This window comes from Streptomyces sp. NBC_00237 (assembly GCF_026342435.1).
Taxonomy (GTDB): Bacteria; Actinomycetota; Actinomycetes; order Streptomycetales; family Streptomycetaceae; genus Streptomyces.
Map to the genome: position 1 here is coordinate 533,876 of NZ_JAPEMT010000003.1, position 23,728 is coordinate 557,603.

The window sequence follows — 23,728 nt, forward strand, 5'->3', positions numbered from 1 at the left end:
CTTAGGAAGTCGGAGCAGAACGGAGGAGAGCGTGCGTGCACGGTGTGGGGCACGGGCTGACGCACGTCGGAGCAGGGAACCTCAAAGACGTTCTGTAGCAACGGAGTCCGGTGCGAGTACACCGGTCGCCGTATGGTGCGGTGCCCACGGGAAGCGGCCGATTTCGCGGGCGCTCAGACCGCGCGAAATCGGCACATTCCCGAGGCGTCCGGGTATCAGTGGTTCCCACCTGATGAAAACCATTGGTCCAGACCTGTCGAGAGATTCGCACAACCCTCACGTACCGTCAAGGGTCGTCCAAAGTCCGAATTCAGCCGTCGTACTCATGCCGAACCCGCCTCTTTCTGCCCACCCGCCGGGCCGCTGCCCCCGGTCCGCCCGGGGGTACCCGCCCCAGCTCAGCGGAGCCGTCCTCCCAGCGGTTCGCGCTGGCCTCTCCCGCCGCCACGGCCGGTGTTCCCCCGGGCGACGGTGCGGCCCGTCCGAGCGGCCAGTTGGCTGGAAAGAGACAGGTCCGCGGGATTCACGCCGTGCGGGTCGACACGGTGACGTGGTCGACCCGCATCGGGTGCCCCGGTTCCGTGGCCGGACCGGGCGAAGCGCCGTCCTGGCGCGGGAGTTCGCCGCCGATCGCCACGTTGAGGATCAGGAAGAGACCGTGGTCCACGGCCCGCTTCCACGTTCCCGCGTCCATCCGGCTCGCCGCCACCCGGTGGTACACCCGCCCGTCCAGGTACCAGCGCACCTCCTCCGCGCCCACGGTGCGGTCGACCTCCACGGCGTACGAGTGGAACGCCGTGCGGCACCCCGGGCACTTCTGCGGGGCCGAGCTCAGACCGGCCGGTTCCTTGCAGGGGCCGCCGCCCAGGACACCGCAGTGCAGGGTGCCGAAGACGGTGTCCCGTCCGTTGACCGACTCCATCACGTCCAGTTCCCCGACGCCCGGCCAGCCGGTGTAGCCGTCGCGCAGCGGCGCGCCCAGGGTCCAGAACGCGGGCCAGTAGCCCGCCGCCTTCGGCCCGGTGACGTCGGGCAGTGCGATCGACGCCTCGATGCGCAGGGTTCCGCCGGGCGGCGCGGCGAAGTCGGAGCGCCGGGTCTCGATCCGGCCCGAACTCCACCGTCCGTCCTTGCGGGTGGGCACGATCTCCAGTGCTCCCTTCCCGTCGAGGCGGACGTTGTCGGTCGAGGCGGTCATCGTCTCGATCTCTCCGGTGCCCCACTGCGGGGCCGGGCAGCCGGGGTAGCAGGTGCCCGTGTCGTGGAGCCAGACAGCGGGCGACGGGGGGCTGCCCGCCGGGCCTTCGAAGTCGTCGCGCAGCAGCCGGACCCAGCCGTCGGGCCCCGGCCGCCGGCCCGCCGGATTCCCGGTCGTGCCCGAGGCGGGCAGTGCGCCCGCCTGCGTGAGCAGCCGCTCCAGCCGGGCGGCGAGGACGACGGCGGCCGCGTTCGTCAGGTGGGCGTCGTCGCGGTAGAGCAGCACCCGGTCCAGTACGGCGGGGCAGGTCGGCCCGTCGCCCGGGCAGAGCACCTCGTTCACACCGACGCTGCGCACACCGGGCAGTGCGCCCGACGCGATGCGCCGGGCCAGCGGGTCGGGCCGCTGCGACTCCCGGCGGCTGAACGCGCAGGCGTCCGGCGAATCCAGGTGACCGGAGACGCAGGCCGGGACGTCCTTGCCGGGCACGGGCGTGTCCTCGACGTAGACGACCGGAACCCCCAACTCCCGCAGCGGACGCAGGGTTTCCTCCCAGCCCCGGGCCAGCAGCTTCTCGTCGGCGGTGTACCGGTTCAGGGAGGAGATCACCACGAGGCGCGGCCTGGGCTGCTGCCGCAGCCGCTCCAGGGCGTGCGTCCGCCAGGTGTCGCACTCCCGGTAGGCGCGGCCGAGCTGCGGGCTGTGCACCGCGATCCTCGGCAGCGGGCACCCCTGCTTGACGAGTTCCTGGAGCGCCCAGCCCCGCTCGGCGGCGAGTCCGAGCAGTGGTGAGAACCACTGCCCGGCGTGCGAGTCGCCGAGCAGCACGATCCGGTCGGGACTGTTCACCGCGCCGAACAGGCAGTCCGGGCTGCGGGTCGCGGCCGGGGCGACCTGGCACCCGCCGTCCGGCGGGAAGTCCTTGCGCGCCTGGGCCGGCCCCGGCACCACCGGGCCCCCGGGAAGGGGCGCGCCCGGCTGACGTACCAGCAGCTGCGGTCCCGAGGCCGCGCCGGCGGGCAGGCTCTGCGGGTCCAACGGCTTGGTGTCTCCCAGCAGTTGAAGCGTCGTCGTGCCGACCGTCAGCGCGAGCGCGACCGGCAGCACGATCGCCGTGACGCCCACCGAGAGACCGCGCCGGGTGTACGCGGAGACCGTACGGCTGCGGCGCAGCGGGCGCTCCACCCCGTACATCGTGGCGAGCGCGGGCAGGACGGCGGCCAGCGTCAGCGCGGTCTTCGCGGGCCAGCCGAGCGTCCCGAGCCGGGCCTCGGCGAGCACCAGTACCGGCCAGTGCCACAGGTACAGCGTGTACGACAGCCGCCCCACCGCCCGCGGGGCCCGCATCGCCAGCAAACGCCCCACCCCGTAGCCGCCTTGCACGTCGCGTTCGCCTCGGCCGGGTATCGCGGCCAGGATGACGGCCGCGGTGGCCAGGGTCGGTACGAGCGCCGCGAATCCGGGGTACGGCGTCGTGTGGTCGTACCGGACGACGCACCAGCCGATGGCCGCCGCCCCGGCCCACCCGCACAGCAGCCGCAGCGGCCGGGGCCCGCGCATCAGGTGCCAGGGCAGCAGCGCGAGCAGCGCCCCCACCCCGAACTGCCAGATCCGCGAGGGAGTCGCGAGGTACGCGAGCGAGGCCGAACCCTGCGTCCAGTACAGGGACAGCACGAACGAACCGAGGACCAGCACCGCCGCGACCACGGCCACGGCGGCACGCACCGCACGCCCCCTGCGCACCGCCCGTGCGACACACAGCCCGGCGACCGCCAGCAGCGGAGCCCAGAAGAAGTAGAACTGCTCCTCGACGGCGAGGGACCAGAAGTGCAGCAGCGGGCTCTGGTCGTGTCCGGCGGCGAGGTAGTCGGTCTGCTGCGCGACGAACCGCCAGTTGACGAAGGACAGCGCCGCCGCGAGCACGTCGTGCTCCAGATCCGCACGCCGCAGGGGCACGGTCAGCCAGGCGCCGACCGCCGCCACCGCGACCAGGACCACGGCGGCGGAGGGCAGCAGCCGTCGGGCCCGCCGGGAGAAGAAGTCCCCGAGCCGGATGCGGCCCGTGGTGATCGCCTCGCGCACCAGGAGGCCGGTGATGAGGTAGCCGGAGATGACGAAGAAGACGTCCACGCCGACGAAGCCGCCCTGGAGACCCGGGATCTCGGCGTGGAAGGCGAGGACCGCGAGCACGGCAACGGCGCGCAGCCCCTCGATGTCGGGCCGGAAGGCCGAGCGGTGCGGGCTGGGTCCCGACTCGGTGCCGGGGGTCGTGGGCGGCGGGGTGCTGGAGCCGGGCGGCGCGGGAGTGCGCCCGGCGGACTGCCGTTGGCCGGGGGCCACGGAGGAGGGCATGGAAGGAGAGCCTTTCGCGGTGTTCAACTTGCCCAGGGGAGCATCGGGTTGACCCAGCCGGACGCCATCAGGCCGATCAGCAGCAGGAGGACGGTGGCGGCCAGGGTCTCGGGCCAGCGGCGGGGCAGCACGGCGGCGGGGGAGCGGGGCAGCGACCGGGCGGCGCGCGCGAGCAGCGCCCGTACGGCGGTGGCCGGGCCGGAGTTCGTGCCGGTGCGCCCGGAAGTCGTCGGGCGGAGCTCCACGAAGAGGTGGCGCATCAGCGGCACGTTGATCTGGCACTGCACCAGCACGTAGAGGAGCAGCCCCCAGGTGGGCTCCCAGCCGTTGCGCGCCACGATCAGCACCAGGCCCGCGGCGGCCGCCGCGTGGGAGAGGAGCAGCCAGCCCAGCGAGACGGCCACCACCCGGCGCGCCATGCCGCCCGAAGCGGCCGCGCCCTTCGCGCCGGTGGGCACCCAGGCGGCGCTGCGGCCGCGCAGCGTGTGCACGAACGCCACGGCGGCGGCCACACTGGTCAGGACGTTCGCCCGGATCACCTCCACCCGCCAGCGGGTGCGGCTGACGCGGGGCAGCAGCACGTGCCAGAGCCACAGCGGGGCCAGCAGCGGCAGTACGTGCCAGGGCCGCACGTCGTCGGGGTACCAGAACATCATCACCAGCGGCGGCAGCGGCGCGACGAAGGTGTTCACCGCCGTGGTCAGGTAGCCGACGATGCCTTCGGCGAAGCACAGCCGCATGCGCCAGGGCGCGCCCATCTCCTTGAGCACGGGCTTGCTCAGCAGATGGAGGTTGCCCATCGCCCAGCGGTACTGCTGGTTGACGAAGGAGGTGACCGACTCGGGGGAGGTGCCCTTGGCGACGAGCACCGGTACGTAGACGGTGCGGAACCCCCGGGCGTGCAGGGCGAGTCCGGTGTACAGGTCCTCGCTGTGGTCGAGGCGGGCGAACCCGCCGGCCAGGTCGAGGGCGCTGCGCCGGTAGACGGCGTTGCTGCCGCAGCAGATGGCGGCGTCGCTCACGTCGCGGGAGGGCTGTATCCAGCGGAAGAACCACTCCTGGGCGGAACCGGCGGCGCGCTCGATCCAGCTCATGGACTCGTCCGTGTCGAACCACTGGGGGCTCTGCACGATGCCGACACCCGGGTCGGCGAGATACGGGACGAGGTGGCGGAGGAAGTCCGGGCGGGGAGCGAAGTCGGCGTCCAGGATCGCGACGACCTCGGCGCTGCTGAGGGTCAGGGCGTGATTGAGGTTGCCGGCCTTCTTCAGGTGCCCCCGGTCGGGCCGTACGACGTACGCGTAGCCGAACTCGGCTGCGAGCGCGCCGACTTCGGGCCGGTCGCCGTCGTCCAGGACCCAGACGGTCAGCTCGCCCGGCCAGTCCAGTCGGGACACCGCGCGGTAGGCGTTGGCCAGGACGTCGAGCGGCTCGCCGCAGGTGGGCAGGTAGAGGTCGACACCGGGAGGCGCGGCGGGCTGCCAGGCGTGCACGAGGAGTTCGTGCGAGCTGCGGGTGAGCCGGCGGCGGCGCAGGCTGTTGACGGAGGAGAGCGCGAGGGCCACGACGTTGAGGCCGAGGACGGCGAGGAAGGCCCACAGGGCCGGAGTGCGCAGGGCGAAGGTGAACATGGTGGCCGCCGTGCAGACGAAGGCGAGCGAGGTGCTGACCAGCACCCAGCGGTGCTGCGGCCCGAAGTACCCGTACAGCTCGTCGTCGGACGGAGGTTGCGGAAGGTGATGCACAGTCATAAAGCCCCCCACGGCTGTGTATGTGCGTGTTTCTGTCGTGCACCTTACTGCCAGAGGTCTAGACCAGTTGCGCCATGAGTGGTCAACGCTCGTAAATGAGACAGGGAAATGGCGTGACTCAATTGGTTTAGACCTCTGGTCCGCCCCTATTCGACAGGGTTCGCCCTCCGCGCCGGGAGAGGTCCCGGCCGCGCGCCGGTGAACAACTCCGGAACATTCCTGCCCGAGCCCCTGCGGACACGCGTGCCCGTGCCCCTCCGGACACTCGTGACACTCGTGCCCGCGCCCGCCCGGCCATGGTCTTCCCCCTCGACCGGGGCTGAGCGCGGTTGTGGGACCGAGTCCCTTGAGTCCCTTCGGTCCTGGCCGGGTCAGCTCCGCCTGCGGAGCCGCCGCCCGACGGCCGGTGCATGCGGTGGTCCGGCCGGGGGGAGGACGAAGCCGACCTCCGCGCCGCCGTCGGCGGCGTCCGTCGCGAACACCGTGCCCCCGTCCGCCGTGACGCTGTCGTGCACGATCGCCAGACCGAGGCCGGACCCCGGGGTGGCCTGCGTGCGCGCGCCCCGGTGGAAGCGGTCGAAGACGGCCTCGCGTTCGTCCGGCGCGATGCCGGGCCCCCGGTCGCGCACGGACAGGCGGCACCCGTGGACGTGCAGGGCCACCGGGGTGCCCTCCGGGCTGAACTTCACCGCGTTGCCGATGAGGTTGTCGACGCAGCGCTGGAGGGCCCGGGGTCTGGCCCGTACCGGAACGGGATCCTCCGTGGTGACGGTGATGGTACGGCCGGTCCTGGCGCGGTGGCGGAGCGCGCTGTCCTCGGCGAGGACCGCCAGGTCGACGGCCTCCGGAGGCTCGTCGGTGTACCGGTCGGTGGCCAGCTCGACGAGTTCGCGCACCAGGTCGTCGAGGGCGGCCGTCTCGGTGACCAGGGTGGTCAGGATCTGCTCCTCGTCCTCGGGGGCGAGCCTGCCGCGCCCCCGCTGCAGGAGTTCGGCGCTGCCGCGCACCGAGGTGAGCGGGGTGCGCAGTTCGTGGCTCGCGTCCTGGACGAGCCGTTGCTGCTGGTCGCGGGAGCGGCGCAGCGCCGTGAGCATGGAGGCGAAGCTGCGGGTGAGCTGGCCCACCTCGTCGGACCCTGCGGGGGGCAGCTCGGTGGTGAGGTCCCGGGTGGCCGTGATGCGCGCGGTGGTCCTGGCGAGCCTGCGCACCGGCCGCAGGATCCGGCCGACCACGAACCAGCTCAGCAGTGCGGACAGGGCGAGCGCGGCGGCGGTCGTGGCCGTGACCCGCCACAGGAACGCGTCGTCGACGCGGGCCGCACCCTCGTAGCTCTGCGCCACCATGACCGCGCCCCCGCCGGGCAGCGGCCGGGTGAGGACGCCGTACTCGGTGCCGCCGATGACCAGGTCCTCCACGAACCCGCCCTGCCCGGTCGCGGCCACCCGCAGTGCGGCGGCCGAGACCGGGATGCGCGGGCCGGAAGGGGTGAGGCGGCGCACCGTTCCCCGCTCGGAGACCACCTGGTCGGCGATGCCCCGCCGGGGCGGCGGGGTGAGCCCCGCGACGACCAGCGTGTGGACGGTGTGCATGCGGTCCTCCAGGCCGCGTTCCAGCTCCTCGCCCACGAGATCGCTGACACCTCGGTACGACATGACCGCGGCGAGGGCCATGGCGAGCGCGGCGGCCGCGACGACCACTGCGGTGATCTTCGTACGGAGCAGGACACTTACCCGGCGGTTCGTCCCGGTTTCCGTGCGCACCGCTCCCATCACGCGGCCCGCACGGTGTAGCCGACGCTGCGCACGGTGTGGATCAGCCGGGGCTCGCCGCCCTGCTCGGTCTTCTGCCGGAGATAGCCGATGTAGACGTCCAGGGACCGCGAGGTGGTGTCGAAGTCGTACCCCCAGATGCTCTCGTAGATCTGGGACCGGGTGAGCACCACACCCGGATGGCAGAGCAGCAGCTCCAGTACGTCGAACTCGGTCTTGGTCAGGTCGAGTTGACGCCCGCCCCGGAAGGCCAGGCGCGCCTCGGGGTCCAGGGCGAGATCGCCGACCGTCAGCTCGCCCGCCGCCTCGGCGGGTTCGGTGCGCCGCAGCAACGCCCGCATCCGCGCGAAGAGTTCCTCGGTCGCGAACGGCTTCGCCAGGTAGTCGTCGGCGCCCGCGTCCAGACCGGCCACCCGGTCGCCCACTTCATGACGTGCCGTCAGAACCAGTACGGGCAGCCGGTCTCCGCGCCTGCGGAGCATCCGGCACAGGCCCAGACCGTCCAGATTCGGCATCACCACGTCCAGCACGGCCACGTCCGGCCGCTCCCCTTCGAGGAGGGCGAGCGCCTCCAGCCCGTCGGTGGCCAGCAGCACCTTGTACCCCTCGAAGCGCAGCAGTTGGTCCAGGGTGCTGCGCACACCGGGGTCGTCCTCGGCGACGAGCACCGTGCGGGGGTGCTCCGTTGCGTCTCTCATGTGATCATCTTCGCCGGTGTCGTCCCTGGTCACGGCACCGGGCTGTGGGTGCTGCCCGTCTGCGGAAGTCACTTGCGAACGGGCTCGACGGTGATCGGCTCCAGGCCGCGCAGGCACGACGTGTCGCCGGTCGTGCCGGTACGCAGGAAGCGGGTCGAGACACCGGTGACGCAGCCGGTCGGCTCCCACTCGGGGACGTGACCGGTGTTGACCACCGAGAGGAACCTGCTGTCACGGAACTGCCGTGCCGCCTTGACCCCGTTGGCGTCGGGCGTGTTGGCGTCGAGGTCGCCGGAGAGCACGAGCACCGGGACGTCGGGCAGCTTCGGGTGCGTGGGCTGCGGCTGCGCCGCGGTGTTCTCGCGCGGCCAGCCGATGCACACGTCGCCGCCGTCCGTGGCGCCCTCGTTGAACCCCCCGGCGCTGAACGCGCCGTGCTCGCCGCGCCCCGCGCCCGCCAGCGCGGCCCGGTACTGACGCCACCGCTCGGACACCGGCGCCTCCACCGACCAGGCCCGACGGTAGTCGTTGCACACCACGCCGATGTACGGGGCCTGGTCCTCCAGGCTGCCGGACGCCCCGTCCTCCTGGGCGAGCGCGCGCAGGGGAGCGGCGTCGCCGCGGGCGAACTCGCTCAGGGCCGAGGGCAGCCGCCCGAGCAGCGAGGGCTCGCCCGGCGCCGCCCCGACCTCGCGGCTCGCCGCCTCGAACATCAGGTTGGCGAGCTTGCCCTCGGTGAACCGTACGGAGTACGTGCCGTGCTCGGTCGTCACCGGCACGGTCATCGGCCGGGCCCGCAGCCGGGCGGCGACGGTCCTGAGGTCGTTCACCGCCTGCCTCCCGTCGCAGGACTTCGCGAGGCTGCGCCCACACACGCGGTGCAGGGACTTCGAGACGGCCTGAGCCTGGGGACGCGACAGCGGGTCGAACCCGAGCGGATAGGCCCCGGACTGCACGATCGAGCGGACCCGCTCCGGGTGCCGGGAGGCGTACACCGGCATCAGATACGTGCCGTACGACAGCCCGTACAGGGAGAGCTGGCGCACCCCGAGCCGCGCGCGGACGGCGTCGATGTCGTCGGCGGTGGCCGCGCTGGTGTAGGCGGCGGCCCTGGGCCCGAGGTTCGCGGCACACCGTTCGACGGCGGCCCGCTGCCGGGCGCGAGTGCCGAAGCGGTACTCGGCGTCGGTGACCCCGCAGGGGATGCGCCCGGAGCGGCCGGTGCCGCGCGGGTCGACGAGAAGGAGGTCGTGGTCCCTGAGCAGGTCGCCCAGCGCTTGGCCGAAGACGGGGGCACGGTCAACGACGACCTCGCCGGGCCCGCCGGTGTTGACGGCCACGGTGCCCTTGGCGGGGCCCGGCCCGCTGTGCCGTACGACCGCGTAGCTCACCTTCACCTTCCCGAGCCGGGGACTGCCCGTGACCAGCGGGCGGTCCAGCGCCCCGCAGTCGACCCGGTGCCCGGGGACGGCGGGGCACCATTCCGGGACGGTCGCGGCCGGGGAGACGCCGACGGTGGTGGCGGCCACGGTGGTCACCTTCGGCCCGCTCACCGGCAGGGTGGTCGCGGCGGTCGCCAGCAGCGCCGCGACGGCGACGGCCGGTCCGGCCCGGCGTGCGGTCTTCTTGACCTTGGACGTGTTCGCGTACGTCATGTCCGCTCCTCGTGGTGGTTCCTGCGCCTCGGGGTGCCCCTGGGCTGCGAGAACGACATTGCCGGGCGCGTTTCACAGCGACGGCAGAGCTATGACAGAGCGGTGTAAGAATCCACGGGGACGGCCGGAGCGCCCGAGGATGATCGGGTGACTGTTTCGACCGACCATGTCGATAGAGTGCGGGCATGGCTCACGTGACCGCGGCAGAACGCCGCCCCCAACTCGTCGAGGCGGCCATCGCCCTCATGTCCCGCGAGGGCGTCGCCGCCGGCAGCACCCGCGCCATCGCCGCCGAGCTCGGTGTCGCGCAGGCGACGGTGCACTACACCTTCGGTACGAAGGAGGACCTGTACCGGGCCGTCATGGAGCAGCTCACCCAGAACCTCGTCGTCCACGTCGAGAAGACGTCGCCGACGAACGGCGGTTTCGCGGAGAGCCTGACCGTCATGGCCACCGCCCTCTGGCACACCGTGCGCGAGCAGCGCGCCACCCACCAACTGCTCAACGAACTCACGCTGTTCGCGCTGCGCACACCGAAGCTCCACGACGTCGTGCACGGCCACCACCTCGCGGTGGAGAGGGTGACGGCACGGCTGATCGAGGAGGTCGCCGAACGGACCGGACACGCGCTCGCCGTTCCCGCCACCGTCGTCGCGCACTACTTCCTGGGCGCCTTCGACGGCCTCAGCCTCCAGCTCCTGACCCTCCCCGACGAGGAGGCCGAACGGCACTGCCTGCACGCCCTGGTGTCGAGCACGGTCGTGCTGGCGGGCGGGACCCCGGACGAGGTGACGCCGCCCGCCGCCTGAGCGGTCCGCCTGAGCGGTCCGCCTGAGCGGTCCGTCTGAGCGGTCCGTCTGAGCGGTCCGTCTGAGCGGTCCGTCTGAGCGGTCCGTCTGAGCGGTCCGACGCTTCGAGCGGGCGCAGGCCAACGCCCCGCGCCCGAGCGCGCGAAGGCCCCGCAGCCGGTGATCACCGGCTGCGGGGCCCACTTCGTACCGTACGGAGGGAGGCAGCTCGCGCGGAGCGGGGTCAGCCCGCCCAGACGTCCTCGACGTACGCGCCGGACTCCCTCAGCGCGGCCAGCCACGCGCTCGCCTCCGCGTCGTCCGCGCCGGTGTGCTCGCGGTACACGGCCAGGAACGCCTCCCGCACCGCCGGAGCCATCCGCCGCCCGTCCCCGCAGACCCGGACGCGGCCGCCCGCCGCCAGCACGTCCCAGACCTCGCGGCTCTCACGGGCGATCCGGTCCTGGACGTACCGCACGCCGTCCACGGCGGCCCGCGAGAACGTGGGTCGCATGCTGACCGCGCCCGCCGCCTCGGCCCGCGCGAACTCCTCGCGGTGCAGGTAGTCGACGTCCGCGTGGTCGCAGCCGAAGTAGCACAGCAGCGTCTCCGTCGACCCCCGGTGCAGCCGGTCGAGGACGGCCCCGCGGAACGGTGCCAGGCCGGTGCCCGCGCTGACCAGGATCACCGGGGCGTCGTCGCCCTCGGGCAGCCGGAAGGGCTCCGCGCACGGCAGCACCCCGGCCAGCACCTCGTCCCCGGCCTCCAGCGTCTGTACGTAGTGGGACGCGACGCCCCGGAAGGTGCCGGAGGCGCTCCGGTGCGGCGCGGCGAGCAGCGACACCATCAGTTCCACCTCGCCGGGGGACGCCTGTGCGGACGAGGAGATCGAGTACTGGCGCGGGCGCAGCGCGGGCAGCGTCTCCAGGAACCGCTCGAACGGCAGCGTGCAGGAACGGTACGTCTCCAGCACGTCCAGGACGCTGCGCCCGTCGGCTGCCTCCGCACCGGCCGCGACGAGGGCCTGCCGCTCCGGCGGACACGCGGTGTGTTCGGCGATCTGGGCCACCTGTTCCGGGGTCGCGGGCTGCTGGAGCTCGACGAACTCGGTGAGCAGACGGCGCAGGGTCAGCGGCCGGTCGACGGGGAGCACGGCCCGGCTGTGGCGGCGGGCGTCGAGGCGGACGGTGCGGTCGAGGTCGAGCCCGAACCGGTCGGCGACCCGCTGGACGAGAGCCTCGGAGTTGCGCGGCAGGACGGCCAGGTGGTCGCCGGTGCGATAGCCGACGCCCTCCGGCAGCCGGATCCTCAGGAAGCGCTTGGAGCGGCCCAACGGGTGCTCCGTGTCGACGAGTTCGTACGCCTCCACGACCCGCATGGGCCGCACGCCGTACTGCCCGGCGAGCTCGCCGACGACGGAGTCGGAGACATCGGTGAGCGAGTAGAGCCCGGCTTCCTCCTCCGCTTCCGGCGCCTCGGGCACTTGGCCCTCGCCGTACTGGTCGAGCAGGGCCGCCCACAGACCGGCGCTCCACCGGTCCACGGCCCCGGCGAAGTCCCCCGAGGCGTCCGCAGCCCCGCGCTCAAGGAGCGGTACGGCCCCGGCCGCACGCAGCCGCTCGGCGACGAGGGTCGGTATGCGCTGGTAGGTCGCGGCCCAGTTGCGGTCGCCGACGCCCAGGACGGCGTACCGCAACCCCTCCAGCGCGCCCGGCTCCAGACCCTCCAGCCACTCCACGAAGCGGGCGGCGTCGTCGGTGGGACGGCCGTTGTACGAGGCGGCCACGATCACCACGGGCCCGTCGGCCCCGCGGAGCTTCCCGGCCCGCTCGTCGAGCGAGGCCACCGAGGCGCTGAAGCCGTACGCGTCCCCCTCGGACGCCAGGTCGCGGGCGAGACCGGCGCAGGTGCCGAGGTTGGAGCCGTGCAGCAGGGTCAACGCGGTAGCGGTCGCGCGGCGTTGAGGATCGGCAGCCACCGGGGCCTGGTGCACGACGACGGGCGTCCGCCGCTCCCCGGCGGTGCGCCGCACGAGTCCGAGGGTGAGCCCGTCGGGCTTGATGGTGAGCGACTGGTGGAGCTTCAACCGGTAGTCGGCATGGTCGACGAGCCGATAGCGGTGAACGATGAGGCCCAGTAGCAGAGTTGCCTCGTACAGCGCGAACTGCCGCCCGATGCAAGCCCGTTCACCGCTGCCGAACGGCTTGAAGAGGTGCACGGGCCGCTCCGCCTCGCGCTCCGGCGAGAACCGCTCGGGGTCGAACAGCTCGACGTTCTCGCCCCAGGCCGGGTCCCGGTGCAGGGCGGGGATGAGCACCATGAGCGTCTCGCCCTTGCGCACCGGGTACCTGCCGCCGATGACGGTGTCCTCCAGGGGTTCCACGGCGAACGCGGGCGCGGTCGGCCACAGCCGCAGGCTCTCGTTGAGCACCTGCCGGAGGTACGTCAGCTTTCCTACGTCCCCGTACGAGGGCGACGGCGTCTCGGCATCGCCCCACAACGTGTCGACCTCGGCCTGGGCGCGGGCGAGGACTTCGGGGTGTTTGGTCAGGTAGTGCAGGGCGAAGGACAGGGCGCCGCTGGTGGTCTCGTGGCCCGCGATGAGGAAGGTGATCACCTGGTGGCGGATGTTCAGGTCGTCCAGCGGCTCGCCGGTGGCCGCGTCGCGGGTGTGCAGCATCCGGCCGAGCAGGTCGTCGGTGGAGGTGTCGCCGGAGGCCCGGCGCTGCCGGATCACCTCGTCGACGAGGTCCGTCATGAGGGCCGCGTCCTTGCGGAACCGCTCCGCCTGCTTCCGCCGGAAGATCTCCGTACCCGGCAACGACTCGCTCTTGGCCTGGGTGAAGGCCAGTGCGCGCCCCATCGCCCCGACGAAGGGGTGCGCCTCTTCGCTGCGGAACGACTCGAAGTCGTACCCGAATCCGCACAGTCCGATGGTGTCGAAGGTCAGCCGCGTCATGTCGGCGGGCACGTCGACCGCCGAACTTCCCGCCGCGCGGTCCCACTTGGCGATCAGTGACCGCGCCACGCCGAGCATGGTCGCGTGGTACCCGCGCATCGCCCCCAGCGAGAAGGCGGGCATCAGGATGTCGTGCGCCTTCTGCCAGTTGGGCTCGTGGGCGAAGGCGGTGAAGAGGCCGTCCCCGGCGATCTGCCGGATCTCCACGAGGTCCGCGTGGACGTTCTTGCGGAACCGGGTCTCGTCCGCCAGTTCGGTGACGAGGTCGAGGCCGCCGACGACCACGGTCTCGTTGCCGAAGGCGCGCACCCGGTACAGCGGGCCGAGCTCTTTGACCTCCTTGACGAGATGGAGGAGGCCGTCGGCGCCCCGGGGGATGGTGAGGGCGTGACCGATCAGGGGGAGCGCGGGGCGCTCGGGGATCTCTGTGAGCGCCGCCGTTCCCTCGCTCGCGGTCTTCGCGGTATTCGCCGTCTTCACCGGGGTGATCGTGGACGTGTGAGTCATGACTCCGCCTCTCGTGCCGCACCAGCAGCCGCTTGCCTTGACGGCAGCTTATCGCCCGACATTGTCGAGTGACAATGTCGAGGGAACGTGTTCAACGACGCAGCGGAACGAGGCAACCGGAACCACCCGGAGCGCGTCGGGCTCTCGACGACCGCCAGACCGCCAGACCGTCACCTGTCGCGAGGCGCCTCGGGCAGCTCCGCCGGATGGATCTGACGGGGTCCTACCGGGCGTGGCAGACCAAGAGTGAACTGACGGGATTCGCCCGGTACTTCGCCCACACTTCCTCCTCCTGCTGAGCATGCGCGGGCGGAGTCGAGATGGGCTTCCACCGCACGTCGGAGAACCCGCTCTCGACCGCCGCTCGTTCGAGATCGTCCCGCTGCCATTCCCAGAACTCGTACGGGATCGGAGGGTCCGTCAGGAACGCTGCCTTGAGCAGCGGCACGTCTGAGCCCGTACCGGTGGCCACCCGTTCGCGCACGGTCACGTCGAAGTCGTCCCAGTTCGCCTCCGGATAAGGGGAGGGGTTCGGCACGATGGCCACCAGGCGGCCCTCCTGCGAGAGGTTCGCCCGGATGCTGCGGAACATCCCCCGCAGGGCCTCGCGGGTGGGTGCGTAGTGGAAGAGGTAGACAGCCGTGGCGAGCCCGAACTTCCCGATCACGGGCATCGCGACCACGTCCGCGAGGACGAATTCGATCCTGTCGTCCCGTGCACTCCTCGCGAGACCGATCATCTCCGGGGAGACGTCGACTCCGACCACGGGCCGTGCTCCTCGGTCTGCCAGCAGGCGGGTGTTGTGCCCGTAACCGCAGGCCAGGTCCAGGGCCGCCACTCCGGCCACATCTCCGACCTCCAGCAGGAGGCTGTGCGTATCAGCGGCGGAGAAGGCCGCGGTCGTCTTCGACTCCATGAACCGCGATCCGATCGCGTCGTACTGTTCCATGGCACTCACGCTGCACCGCCGCACGGGACGCGTCCACGCTCCACGCCGGGACCCCGGCGGCCCGTGAAATCCGGGGTCCCGGCGGCCGGGCCCCTGCTGGTGCGCCTGCGCGCACGGGGCTGGTCGGCCTACCGCATCGGCCGGGCCACCGCGCGACCCTCTGGCAGCCACCCGATCGTCGCCCACCGGGGCGGTGGCCTCGTAGGTACGGCCGCCGAACCCATCAAAATTCCTGCCCGCAGGCGGAGTTGACTTCACCGACACCACTCGGCGCAGAATCAGTCCCATGAACAACACACCCACCACCAGCACATCTCCCCTACCCGCCGAACCGGGCCTGTTGGCCGGGAAGGTCGCCTTCATCACGGGTGCCGGTCGAGGCATCGGCGCCGCAGCGGCTCGGCTGTTCGCCCGGGAGGGCGCTCACGTGCTGCTCGCGGCCCGCACGGAGGACCAGTTGAAAGCGGTCACCGAGGAAGTCCGGGCGGCAGGCGGCATCGCGGACTACGTGGTGTGCGATCTCGCCGACGCGGCCAGTACGCGCGCCGCTGTCGACCGAGCGGTGGACTTGTACGGCCGACTCGACGTCGCCTTCAACAACGCCGCGACGGGAATCCCTCCCGGCCCGATGGACCAGGTGACCGAGGCCGACTTCGACTACATCTACTCCGTGAACCTCAAGGGCCCGTGGCTGGCCATGGTCGCCGAGGTCGCCGCCATCCGCGCCACCGCGGGGAAGGGGGCCATCGTCAACAACTCCAGCGTCGGCAGCCTGAGGGGCAACCCCGAACTGCCCGCCTACGGGGCGATGAAGCGGGCTGTGAACAGCCTCACCGAGTCGGCTGCCGTCACCTACGGCCCCGAAGGCATACGCGTCAACGCGATCGCCCCCGGCACCACGCTGACCGAGATGATCCGCTCCTGGGAAGCGAACTCGCCCGGTGTCCTGGACCAGCTCAACGCGAAGACTCCACTGCGCCGCGCGGCCGAGCCCGACGAGATCGCCCAGGCCGCCGCCTGGCTCCTCAGTGACCGTTCCTCCTACGTCACGGGCACCGTCCTCCGGGTCGACGGCGGCATGCGAGCCTGAACGTCCGTCGCGCACCGGGGCCAGGGTGCCGTGCCTGGCGCGGTTCCCAGCGCCAGCACCCCATGCTGGTGCTCCGGTCTCGGGGGCGCGATGCGGCCCGCTGCGATCGGGTCCCGTAGCGCCTCAGTGGTGTGGCGGAGCCGCTACAGGTTCACCGGGGTGTACGCCGACGGGCTGCCCGGCCGGTCCTCCCTCGCCCCAAGCGGAGCCCGCCGCGCCTTCACCGTACTCAAGGGGGCGCTCGCCCCGCTGGTCGGCGACCCGCTCAGCTCGACAAGCAACTCGGCTTCCACGAGGTCTTCCACGAGGTGCGGTTGGGGTGTCCCTGGAGCGGCCCTGGTGGCCGCTGCCCCCCCCGTGCGCCCGGCACCGGACCGCCTGACAGCCGCCACTTCCGGCCCAACTGGCAGGCGTGCGTGCTCTGTTCATGGTGAGCGAACGCCCTTAGGCTGTGCGCCCTTCGTGCTCCGGTCGTGCTCCGGTTCGTACTCCGGGAGGTCTTGTGAACCGTCTCCGTGCGGTCTTCGTCTGCCTGCTGACCGCGTGTGCCGCCGTGCTGTCGACGGTGTCACCCGCAGCGGCGGCCCCCACACCCGGCTGGTCCACGGTGCCGGTGCCCGCGGCGGGTCCGCCCGCGTACGTGTCCGACATCGCGGCCCGAAGACCGGGCGAGGCATGGGCGACCGGCTCCGAGGGCACCGCCGACGGGCAGCGGCCGCTGCTGTACCGGTGGGACGGCAGGGCGTGGAGCAGGGACACCACCTTCCCCGGCGCCGACGAGCCGGGCTCGCTGCGCAAGGTGCAGTTCGTCGGCGAGGAGGTGTGGATCTTCCGCAACCGGGCGGGCGCGGGAGAGATCCTGCGCCGGTCGGCCGCGAGCCCGGGAGGGGCGGCGACCTGGAGCGTCGTACCGCTGCCGCACACCCTCTGGACGTACCAGGACTTCACCGCGGTGCCCGGCGCCGCCTGGGTGGTCGGTGAGGACAGCACCGGACTGAAGGTGCTGCGCTACGACGGCTCCGGCTGGACCTCGCAGACCACCCCCGAAGGCGTTCTCTTCCTGATGGGGATCACCGCGCGCAGCGCCACCGACGCCTGGGCCTGGGCGGACACCACCAGCGGCACCGTCGTCCTGCGCTGGGACGGTACGGCCTGGCGGGACGCGAAGGTGCCGCTGCCGCGCGACGGCAACGTCCACACGATGCTCCTCGAACCGTCCGGCCGGATCACCCTCGGCGGCAGCCAGTACACCGACGGGGTGTCCCGCACCTACCTGATGACCCGGATCGGGAACACCTGGCGCACCACCTTCCCCGCAGCCCTCGCCGACGCCCACACCGAGGGCATGGTGCGCGGCCCGGACGGCGCGCTGTGGCTGCCGCTGCGCAGCGACCGTGCCTTCCAGTCCAAGTACGCACGCGTGGGACCGGCCCGCGTCACCTTCTCGTACGGCCCCGAGCGCGAGAACGCGATCGAGGTCGCGGCGCGGGCGCTGACGAGCACCGGCACCGCACTGCTGTCCTTCGGAACCGTCGAGATCTACGGTTCCCGGCCGAACCTCATGAGCGAACGCCTGGGAGGCTGACCATGGCACGCCGACTCCTCGTCACGGCCCTCGCCGCCGCCGTCACTCTCGTACTGCCCTCGGCATCGGCCCAGTCCCCGACCTGGCAACACGTGGCGGTGCCCGCACAGGTACGCCCGCAAGCCGCGCTGAACGAGGCCGCGGCGCTGGGGCCGGACCGGGCCTGGGCGGTGGGCGCGGACGCCGTCGGCCGCTCCGCGCCGGGCTACCCGCTGGTACTGCGCTGGGACGGCACCGCGTGGCAGCGCCAGAACCTGCCGGGCATCCGCTGGCAGGGCGAGCTGCTGTCCGTCGCGGCGACCGGCCCGACCGAGGCATGGGCGGTCGGTCGCGACGCGGCGGGCGCCACCCGCCTGCTCCGCTCCGACGGCACCACCTGGTCCGAGAGCCGCGTTCCGAGCGGCGTCGTCCTGACCAAGGCCGTCGCGGGAGCGGGCCAGACCTGGCTGATCGGTACGCGGGACAACGCCCAGGTACTGCTGCGCCGGGAGGGGAAGGGCTGGCGGGACCTGCCGGTGCCACCGGGATCCGTCTACGGCCTGCACCTGGTGGCCGCCGACGACGTCTGGGCGGCGGGCGCCTCCGGCTCGGGAGCCACCGTGTCGCACTGGGACGGGCAGGAATGGCGGCAGACCGTCGTGAGCGGGTTCCCCCGCGCGGCCGTGGGCAGTGTCCTGGCGGTCTCGCCGACCGAGGTGTGGGCGGGCGGCACGGGCGGCTTCATCGGAGGCCCGGCGGGCAAGCCGATCCCGCCGCTGCTGGCCCGTTGGGACGGCCAGGCGTGGCGCACGGTGACCATGCCCACCACCTTCGGCTCGGTCACCTCACTGGCTCCCGCCCCCTCCGGCGCACTGGGCTGGGTCGCGGTGGCCCGCTCGCTGAAGTGGGGCCCGCCCGGCAGCAACCCGCCGCTCGTCCCGGGACCGGACTTCCTCGTCTGGAACGGCCAGTCGTTCGCCGAGTACGACGAACCGAAGGTACCGGGAGAAGGTGACTCTGCGGCCCTGCACCTGGCCCCGGTGCCGGGCACCACGACGGTGTGGGCGGTCGGCCGCGCGAGCGGCCCCGAGGGCACCTTCGCACCGCGCGTCCTGCGGTTCGGCTAGGTCGAGCCGGGTTGCACCATCGCCGACGGGCGGACCACGACCGGTGCGTCCGCCCGACGCCGGGGTGCGTCACCACCGCATCGCGGTGAAATCGATCGGGCGGGGCCGGAGTTCGCGGGTGCGCGCCGCCAACTGCCGCAATCGCAGGGCCATGTCGTCGGCGGGGAGGCGCCGGCGGTCGCCGTGGCCGGGCAGCAGCCATTCGAAGTGCAGCCGGTCGGCCGTCCGGGCCAGGGAGTCGGCCAGTTCGCCGATGGAGTACCAGGTGATGCTGTCGGCCACCTCGATGTCCGCCGTACCGCGTGACCAGTAGAAGCTGTCGCCGCTGAAGCAGTACCGCTCGTCCGCGAGGAACAGCACGCTGCCCCGGGTGTGCCCCGGTAAGGGGAAGGCGACCACTCCTTCGCCGATCCGCGCCGGGCCGGTCCCGCGAAGCACCCGATCGGCGTCCGGGGCGGCATCCAGGTCACCCTCGTGTATCCACAGCCTGGCGCCGAAGTGATCGGCGTACCGACGGCCGTGCGCGGCGTGGTCGCGATGGGTGAGCAGGACATCCGTGACGGCACCCAGTTGTTCGTAGCGTGCGGCCAACGAGGCGCTCCAGCGCGGCGTGTCCACCATCATCGAGGTGCCGCCGGGGCGGCGCAGCAGGTAGGAGTTGGCTCCCGCCGTGTGCGGGGAGTTGTGCCCGCACAGGAACACGGCGCTGTCCAGGGCCATCGGGAAGGGGTCCAGTGCCGCCTCCAGCCGTCCGGCCGGCGGGCGGATCGAACGGGAGGGGCAGGCGTGCGCCGCGGCGTTCAACCGCTGGACCTCGCTGCGGTCGCGCGGCTGGCGCAGCACGACCGAACGGCCGTCGACCTCGCGTATCAGACCGGGCGCGAGCTGTCGGGCGACGTCGCAGTTCGTGCACCGTTCGTCCACCCGCCAGCCGTCCTCGTACCGCTCCTGGTTCATCGTCACCGCTGCCTCCCGCACCGCGCCCGCCGACCGGCCGCTCACGGTCCAGAGGTACCCCGCGCCGTACCCGGAAAGGAAGACGACCGGATCTTGTACTTACCGCGTCGTGCCGCTCTGTTCAGGATGCCGCTCTGTTCAGGTGCGGGGGATGGGGTCCTGCTGCGGGGACGGGGTCCTGCCAGATGTCCATGGGCACGGCGCGTACCGCCCGTCCGTCCGCGTCCAGGATCCGCCCCATGCGCTTGACGGTGTGCAGCGAGATCCGGCGCTGGGCGATGTGCAGGTCGGGGTAGGTGTGGCTGAGTGAGGCTTCCAGCCGTTGGCCGTCGGCGAGGGAGCGCAGCCAGAGGGAGAGATGGAGGTTGTGGGGGCCGGTGACGGCGGTGCACAGCCGGGTTTCGGGGAGTCGGGCGATCCGGGGGCCGATCTCGTCGAGCTGGTCGGGGGGCAGGGTCGCCTCGTAGGACGCGAGGACGGGGCGTCCGGCGTCGCGCGTGGCGATCTCGCAGCGGAAGCGGATGGTGTCGCAGGCGGCGATGCGGTCGAGGCGGCGGCGCACGGTGGAGGGGCTGAGTCCGGTGGCGGCGGCCAGTTCGGTCTGGTCGCGGCGGCCGTCGATGCCCAGTTGGATGAGCAGACCCCGGTCCTCCTCGCGGACCTGGGAGGGCTGCGTGTAGCCGCCGGGGGGTCTGCCGTGGAGCTCCTGGCGCTGGCCGGGTTCCAGGGATCCCAGGCGCCAGCGGACCCCCTCGGCGTAGAAGCCGGTGGCCAGGCGTACGCGCACGGCGGTGATGCCCGGCAGCTCGCCGATCCGGTCGGCGGCGTAACGGGAGACCAGCGCCAGGTCGGTGAAGGCCGCGGTGACGAAGAGGTCGCAGCCCTGGGCGAGGTGCTCGATGCTCAGCACGTGCGGATCGTCCGCCAGCACGTTCGCGATCTGCCAGAGACGGCCGGGAGCGCAGTCGAGATCCAGGAACGCGATGCACCCTCGGTCATGGGGCGAGGGCAGGCCGTACGCGGTCACCCAGGCGATCCCGGCCTCCGTGAGACGGCGCCAGCGGCGGGCGGCGGTGACCGGGCTGATGCCCAGGGTCTGGCCGAGCAGCGCCCAGGATGCCCGGGGCTGGAGCTGGAGCGCGTTCACCAGCGCGAGGTCCAGCTCGTCCGCCTCGGTGTCGGCGCGGCTCACTGGCAGCATGCGGTGGATTCGTTCATCAGATGGCCCTTCCGTGGTGTGATCCTGCGATTCTGCCGGAAACCTCAGCCCAGAGTTTCAGAATCACCGAACGAGTCCGCACGGAACCAGGTTCCGGCGCACATACGCTCAGTGAGAGGTATCCATGTCCTTGTACGACGACGCTCTCGGCCTGGCCCCGGAGCTGGTCCGTCTCCGCCACGAACTCCATCGCTTCCCGGAAGCGGGACTCGACCTGCCGCGCACCCAGGAACGGGTGCTGGAGGCGCTGGACGGACTGCCACTGGAAGTGAGCCGGGGCACCGGCCTGAGCTCGGTCACCGCAGTGCTGCGCGGCGGCAGGCCGGGCCCCGTGGTGCTGCTCCGCGGCGACATGGACGCACTGCCCGTCGTGGAGAAGACCTCGTTGTCGTACGCATCCCAGAACGGGGCCATGCACGCCTGCGGGCACGATCTGCACACCACCATGCTCGCCGGGGCGGCCCGCCTGCTGGCCGCGCGGCGGGAGCAGCTCCAGGGCGACGTGGTCTTCATGTTCCAGCCCGGCGAAGAGGGTTGGGACGGGGCAGGGGCCATGCTGGCCGAGGGCGTGCTGGAGGCGGCGGGCCGACGTCCGGTCGCCGCGTACGCCCTGCACGTGGGGGCGTTCATGCGACACGGGGAGTTCTCCTCACGGCGCGGGCCGATCCTCGCCGCTTCCGGCGCGCTGAACGTCACCGTCCGAGGCGCGGGCGGGCACGGAGCGGCACCGCACGGGGCCAAGGACCCCATTCCGGTGGTGTGTGAGATGGTCACCGCCCTACAGACCATGGTGACCCGCCGGTTCGACGTGTTCGACCCCGTGGTGATCACCGTCGGCTCCCTCCACGCGGGAACACAGCGCAACGTGATCCCCGAGACAGCCTCCTTCGAGGCGACGGTGCGCACCTTCTCGGCCGCCGCGCAGGACCGGGTCGCCGACACGGTGGTCGCACTGGTCCGCGGCATCGCGGAAGCCCATGGCCTGCGGGCCGAAGTCGAGTACGTCCCCGAGTACCCGGTGACCGAGACCGACGGCGCCGAGACCGACTTCCTGGCGGACACCGTCCGCGAGGTCTTCGGGGAAGAGCGCTTCTCGACACTCCAGAACCCGCTGACCGGGTCGGAGGACTTCTCCCGGGTCCTCGCCGAGGTTCCCGGCTCTTTCGTGTGGCTCGGCGCCGCTCCCCAGGGGGCGGACCCGGAGGAGCTGCCGCCCAACCACTCGCCCTACGCGCAGTTCGACGACGCGGTGCTGGCCGACGGCGCGGCACTGTACGCGGAACTCGCCACCCGCCGCCTCGCGGCCGAACCACAGGAATGAGCACGAACATGACCGATCCGACCGGACCGAGCGCGGTGGTCGACCGGCAACTCGCCGCCTACAACGCCCATGACATCGACGCCTTCGCCGCCACGTACGCGCCGGACGTCGTCGTCCACCGCCGTGACGGCAGCGAACTGCACGGCCGTGAAGCCCTGCGGGAGCAGTACACCGGGCAGTTCGCCCAGCGCCGCTGCCGGGCGGAGATCGTGGGCCGGCTCGCCGAGGGCGACTGGGTGGTGGATCACGAAGTCGCCCACGGTCTGGGCGAAGAACCGGTGCGCGTGCTGGTGGCCTATCGCGTCCGCGACGGCCTCATCGACCGCGTCGAGTTCCTCGGCTGACCGGCGGCACGGTCAGGGTTCGGCAGGCCCGCCCGGCCGGGCGGGCCTGCCGGGGAGCCGGTGACCGACCGTCCTCTCCAGGAACCGGCCCTGCCGCTGACCGCGCTCAGGGCCCAGCCGCGCCACGGACGGGAGACACCGTCAACCCGGCACCGGCCGCTCCTGTCCGAGCAGTCGGCTCATCAGCTCCGCAGCCGTCACCGAGGCGGTTGCGCAGCAGTTGTTGAACAGGACGTGGACCTGCCCGGCCCGTGCGGCGAGCGCTTCGACGCGCGGCACCCAGGGGAGCAGTTCGGCCTCCGTGTAGTGGTGCCGGTAGCTGTCCTCCTTGCTGCCGGTTCCCCACTGCGGGCTGCGCCCGTGGAACCGTACGACCGCGAGGTCCCCGGCCGTCGCCTCCGCCACCGGGGGCAGCGAGGAAGGCAGGCCCTGCGCGGTGTCGACGGCCACCAGCGGCAGGTCCCGCTCCCTCAGGAACGCGAGGGCACCGGGCAGTGTTGGGGGCGCGTACCAGCCGGGGTGGCGGAACTCCACGCTGATCGGCACGTCGAGGCGCTCGCGGCACTCGTCGAGATACGCCAGGGAGCGGGCCTCCGGGCCGAACCGAGGGGAGAACTGGAACAGCACGCTGCCCAGCCGCCCGGCGTCGCGCAGCGGAGCGAGCCCGGCGCGGAACAGCCGCCACACCTCGTCGAGGACCTCCGGCGGCAGATCCCGCCTGCGGACCCGGGCCGCGCCCCGCGCCACGTGCCGCAGCTCCGGGGGCAGCGCCGTGGTGCGGGCGCTGTGGTCGGTGAGCAGGGCGAAAGCCTTGACGTCGAAGACGAAGCCGTCCGGCGTCCGCTCGGCCCACAGCCCGGCCACGCGCTCCGTGGGCAGTGCGTAGAAGCTGCTGTCCACCTCGACCAGCGGGAACCGGGTGGCGTAGTGCCGCAGTCGGCCCTCCGCTCCTCGGGAGCCCGGCGGGTACCAGCCGCTGGAGACCAGTGCCGGGTCGGTCCAGGAACAGGCACCGACGGATACGTTCGCTGCGTGCGCGGCGGTGATGTCGCCTCCCAGGGGTTGTGACGGGTACGAGTGGGTGTCCCTGGGGCGGGTACCTCGCAGGCCCGGGACGAAGCAGCAGCAGGCCAAGGAATTCCCGACGGCGGGCCAGTGACCCGCACCTGCCTTTTCCTATTCCTACCGGGCCTCCCGTACGTCAGGACGCCGCCGACCCCGCCGTCGCGCGGCGGCGCAGCATCGTCGCGCGCTCCTTCTCGTCGGTCCCGCCCCACACACCTGCCCGCTGACGGGTCTCCAGGGCCCAGCCCAGGCATTGCGCCCGCACGGGACAGCGAGCGCACACCTCCTTGGCGCGCTGCGTCTGTGCCGCTCCCGGTCCCAAAGCGCTGACCGGGAAGAAGAGTTCCGGATCCACCTCTGTGCATGCCGCGTCCTGCGTCCACCGCTCCATTGCCTGTCCTCCCGTCCTGATCGA

General features: G+C 72.3%; 17 protein-coding genes. 6 read left to right on the forward strand and 11 right to left on the reverse strand.

Annotated elements, in window-relative coordinates:
• Positions 1-523 precede the first annotated feature (523 nt).
• The 5 genes from OG897_RS29225 to OG897_RS29245 form a co-directional block, all read right to left on the reverse strand.
• A complete protein-coding gene (locus tag OG897_RS29225) occupies positions 524-3,550 on the reverse strand; it encodes an SGNH hydrolase domain-containing protein (RefSeq protein WP_266661379.1) in 3,027 nt (1,008 codons plus the stop codon).
• A gap of 23 nt (positions 3,551-3,573) precedes the next feature.
• On the reverse strand, positions 3,574-5,301 hold the full coding sequence (locus tag OG897_RS29230; RefSeq protein ID WP_266661381.1) for a cellulose synthase catalytic subunit: 1,728 nt from the start codon (positions 5,299-5,301) through the stop codon (positions 3,574-3,576).
• Between the two features lie 371 nt (positions 5,302-5,672).
• The gene (locus tag OG897_RS29235) at positions 5,673-7,061 is read right to left on the reverse strand and encodes a HAMP domain-containing sensor histidine kinase (RefSeq protein ID WP_266661383.1); all 1,389 of its coding nucleotides are present in this window, start codon (positions 7,059-7,061) and stop codon (positions 5,673-5,675) included.
• An 8-nt stretch (positions 7,062-7,069) separates the two neighbouring features.
• Positions 7,070-7,768, reverse strand: a complete 699-nt coding sequence (locus tag OG897_RS29240; RefSeq protein WP_266661385.1) for a response regulator transcription factor — start codon at positions 7,766-7,768, stop codon at positions 7,070-7,072.
• A 68-nt stretch (positions 7,769-7,836) separates the two neighbouring features.
• Positions 7,837-9,423: an alpha/beta fold hydrolase gene (locus OG897_RS29245; protein WP_266661387.1), complete on the reverse strand. Its 1,587-nt coding sequence runs from the start codon at positions 9,421-9,423 to the stop codon at positions 7,837-7,839.
• A gap of 185 nt (positions 9,424-9,608) precedes the next feature.
• Between OG897_RS29245 and OG897_RS29250 the strand changes: the two genes are divergently transcribed.
• A complete protein-coding gene (locus tag OG897_RS29250; protein ID WP_266661389.1) occupies positions 9,609-10,232 on the forward strand; it encodes a TetR/AcrR family transcriptional regulator in 624 nt (207 codons plus the stop codon).
• A gap of 223 nt (positions 10,233-10,455) precedes the next feature.
• Here OG897_RS29250 and OG897_RS29255 read toward each other — a convergent pair whose 3' ends face one another.
• Positions 10,456-13,677: a bifunctional cytochrome P450/NADPH--P450 reductase gene (locus OG897_RS29255; RefSeq protein WP_266661391.1), complete on the reverse strand. Its 3,222-nt coding sequence runs from the start codon at positions 13,675-13,677 to the stop codon at positions 10,456-10,458.
• A gap of 223 nt (positions 13,678-13,900) precedes the next feature.
• Positions 13,901-14,626, reverse strand: coding sequence for a trans-aconitate 2-methyltransferase (locus OG897_RS29260; protein WP_266661393.1), 726 nt, complete (start codon positions 14,624-14,626; stop codon positions 13,901-13,903).
• Between the two features lie 286 nt (positions 14,627-14,912).
• On the opposite strand from OG897_RS29260, the gene OG897_RS29265 reads away from it, so the two are divergent.
• The 3 genes from OG897_RS29265 to OG897_RS29275 all read left to right on the forward strand — a co-directional run bounded on the left by OG897_RS29265 (position 14,913) and on the right by OG897_RS29275 (position 18,407).
• Complete coding sequence (locus OG897_RS29265) at positions 14,913-15,716, forward strand: SDR family NAD(P)-dependent oxidoreductase (RefSeq protein WP_266661395.1); 804 nt, start codon at positions 14,913-14,915, stop codon at positions 15,714-15,716.
• A 502-nt stretch (positions 15,717-16,218) separates the two neighbouring features.
• Positions 16,219-17,301, forward strand: a complete 1,083-nt coding sequence (locus OG897_RS29270) for a hypothetical protein (RefSeq protein ID WP_266661397.1) — start codon at positions 16,219-16,221, stop codon at positions 17,299-17,301.
• 2 nt (positions 17,302-17,303) lie between these two features.
• Complete coding sequence (locus OG897_RS29275) at positions 17,304-18,407, forward strand: hypothetical protein (RefSeq protein WP_266661399.1); 1,104 nt, start codon at positions 17,304-17,306, stop codon at positions 18,405-18,407.
• 69 nt (positions 18,408-18,476) lie between these two features.
• Here OG897_RS29275 and OG897_RS29280 read toward each other — a convergent pair whose 3' ends face one another.
• Both OG897_RS29280 and OG897_RS29285 read right to left on the reverse strand, forming a co-directional pair.
• Positions 18,477-19,364 (reverse strand): MBL fold metallo-hydrolase, encoded by an 888-nt coding sequence (locus OG897_RS29280; RefSeq protein WP_266662481.1) that lies wholly within the window; start codon positions 19,362-19,364, stop codon positions 18,477-18,479.
• A 121-nt stretch (positions 19,365-19,485) separates the two neighbouring features.
• Positions 19,486-20,565: an Lrp/AsnC family transcriptional regulator gene (locus OG897_RS29285; RefSeq protein WP_266661401.1), complete on the reverse strand. Its 1,080-nt coding sequence runs from the start codon at positions 20,563-20,565 to the stop codon at positions 19,486-19,488.
• 142 nt (positions 20,566-20,707) lie between these two features.
• Here OG897_RS29285 and OG897_RS29290 point away from each other — a divergent pair, with 142 nt between their 5' ends.
• A complete protein-coding gene (locus OG897_RS29290) occupies positions 20,708-21,904 on the forward strand; it encodes a M20 family metallopeptidase (RefSeq protein WP_266661403.1) in 1,197 nt (398 codons plus the stop codon).
• 8 nt (positions 21,905-21,912) lie between these two features.
• Positions 21,913-22,248, forward strand: coding sequence for a nuclear transport factor 2 family protein (locus OG897_RS29295; protein WP_266661404.1), 336 nt, complete (start codon positions 21,913-21,915; stop codon positions 22,246-22,248).
• A 141-nt stretch (positions 22,249-22,389) separates the two neighbouring features.
• Here the strand turns inward: OG897_RS29295 and OG897_RS29300 are convergent, their stop codons facing one another.
• Both OG897_RS29300 and OG897_RS29305 read right to left on the reverse strand, forming a co-directional pair.
• Positions 22,390-23,307 carry a DUF72 domain-containing protein gene (locus tag OG897_RS29300; RefSeq protein WP_323188127.1) on the reverse strand — a complete coding sequence of 306 codons (918 nt, stop codon included), beginning with the start codon at positions 23,305-23,307 and terminating at the stop codon, positions 22,390-22,392.
• Between the two features lie 142 nt (positions 23,308-23,449).
• Positions 23,450-23,704 carry a WhiB family transcriptional regulator gene (locus OG897_RS29305; protein ID WP_266661406.1) on the reverse strand — a complete coding sequence of 85 codons (255 nt, stop codon included), beginning with the start codon at positions 23,702-23,704 and terminating at the stop codon, positions 23,450-23,452.
• Positions 23,705-23,728 lie beyond the last annotated feature (24 nt).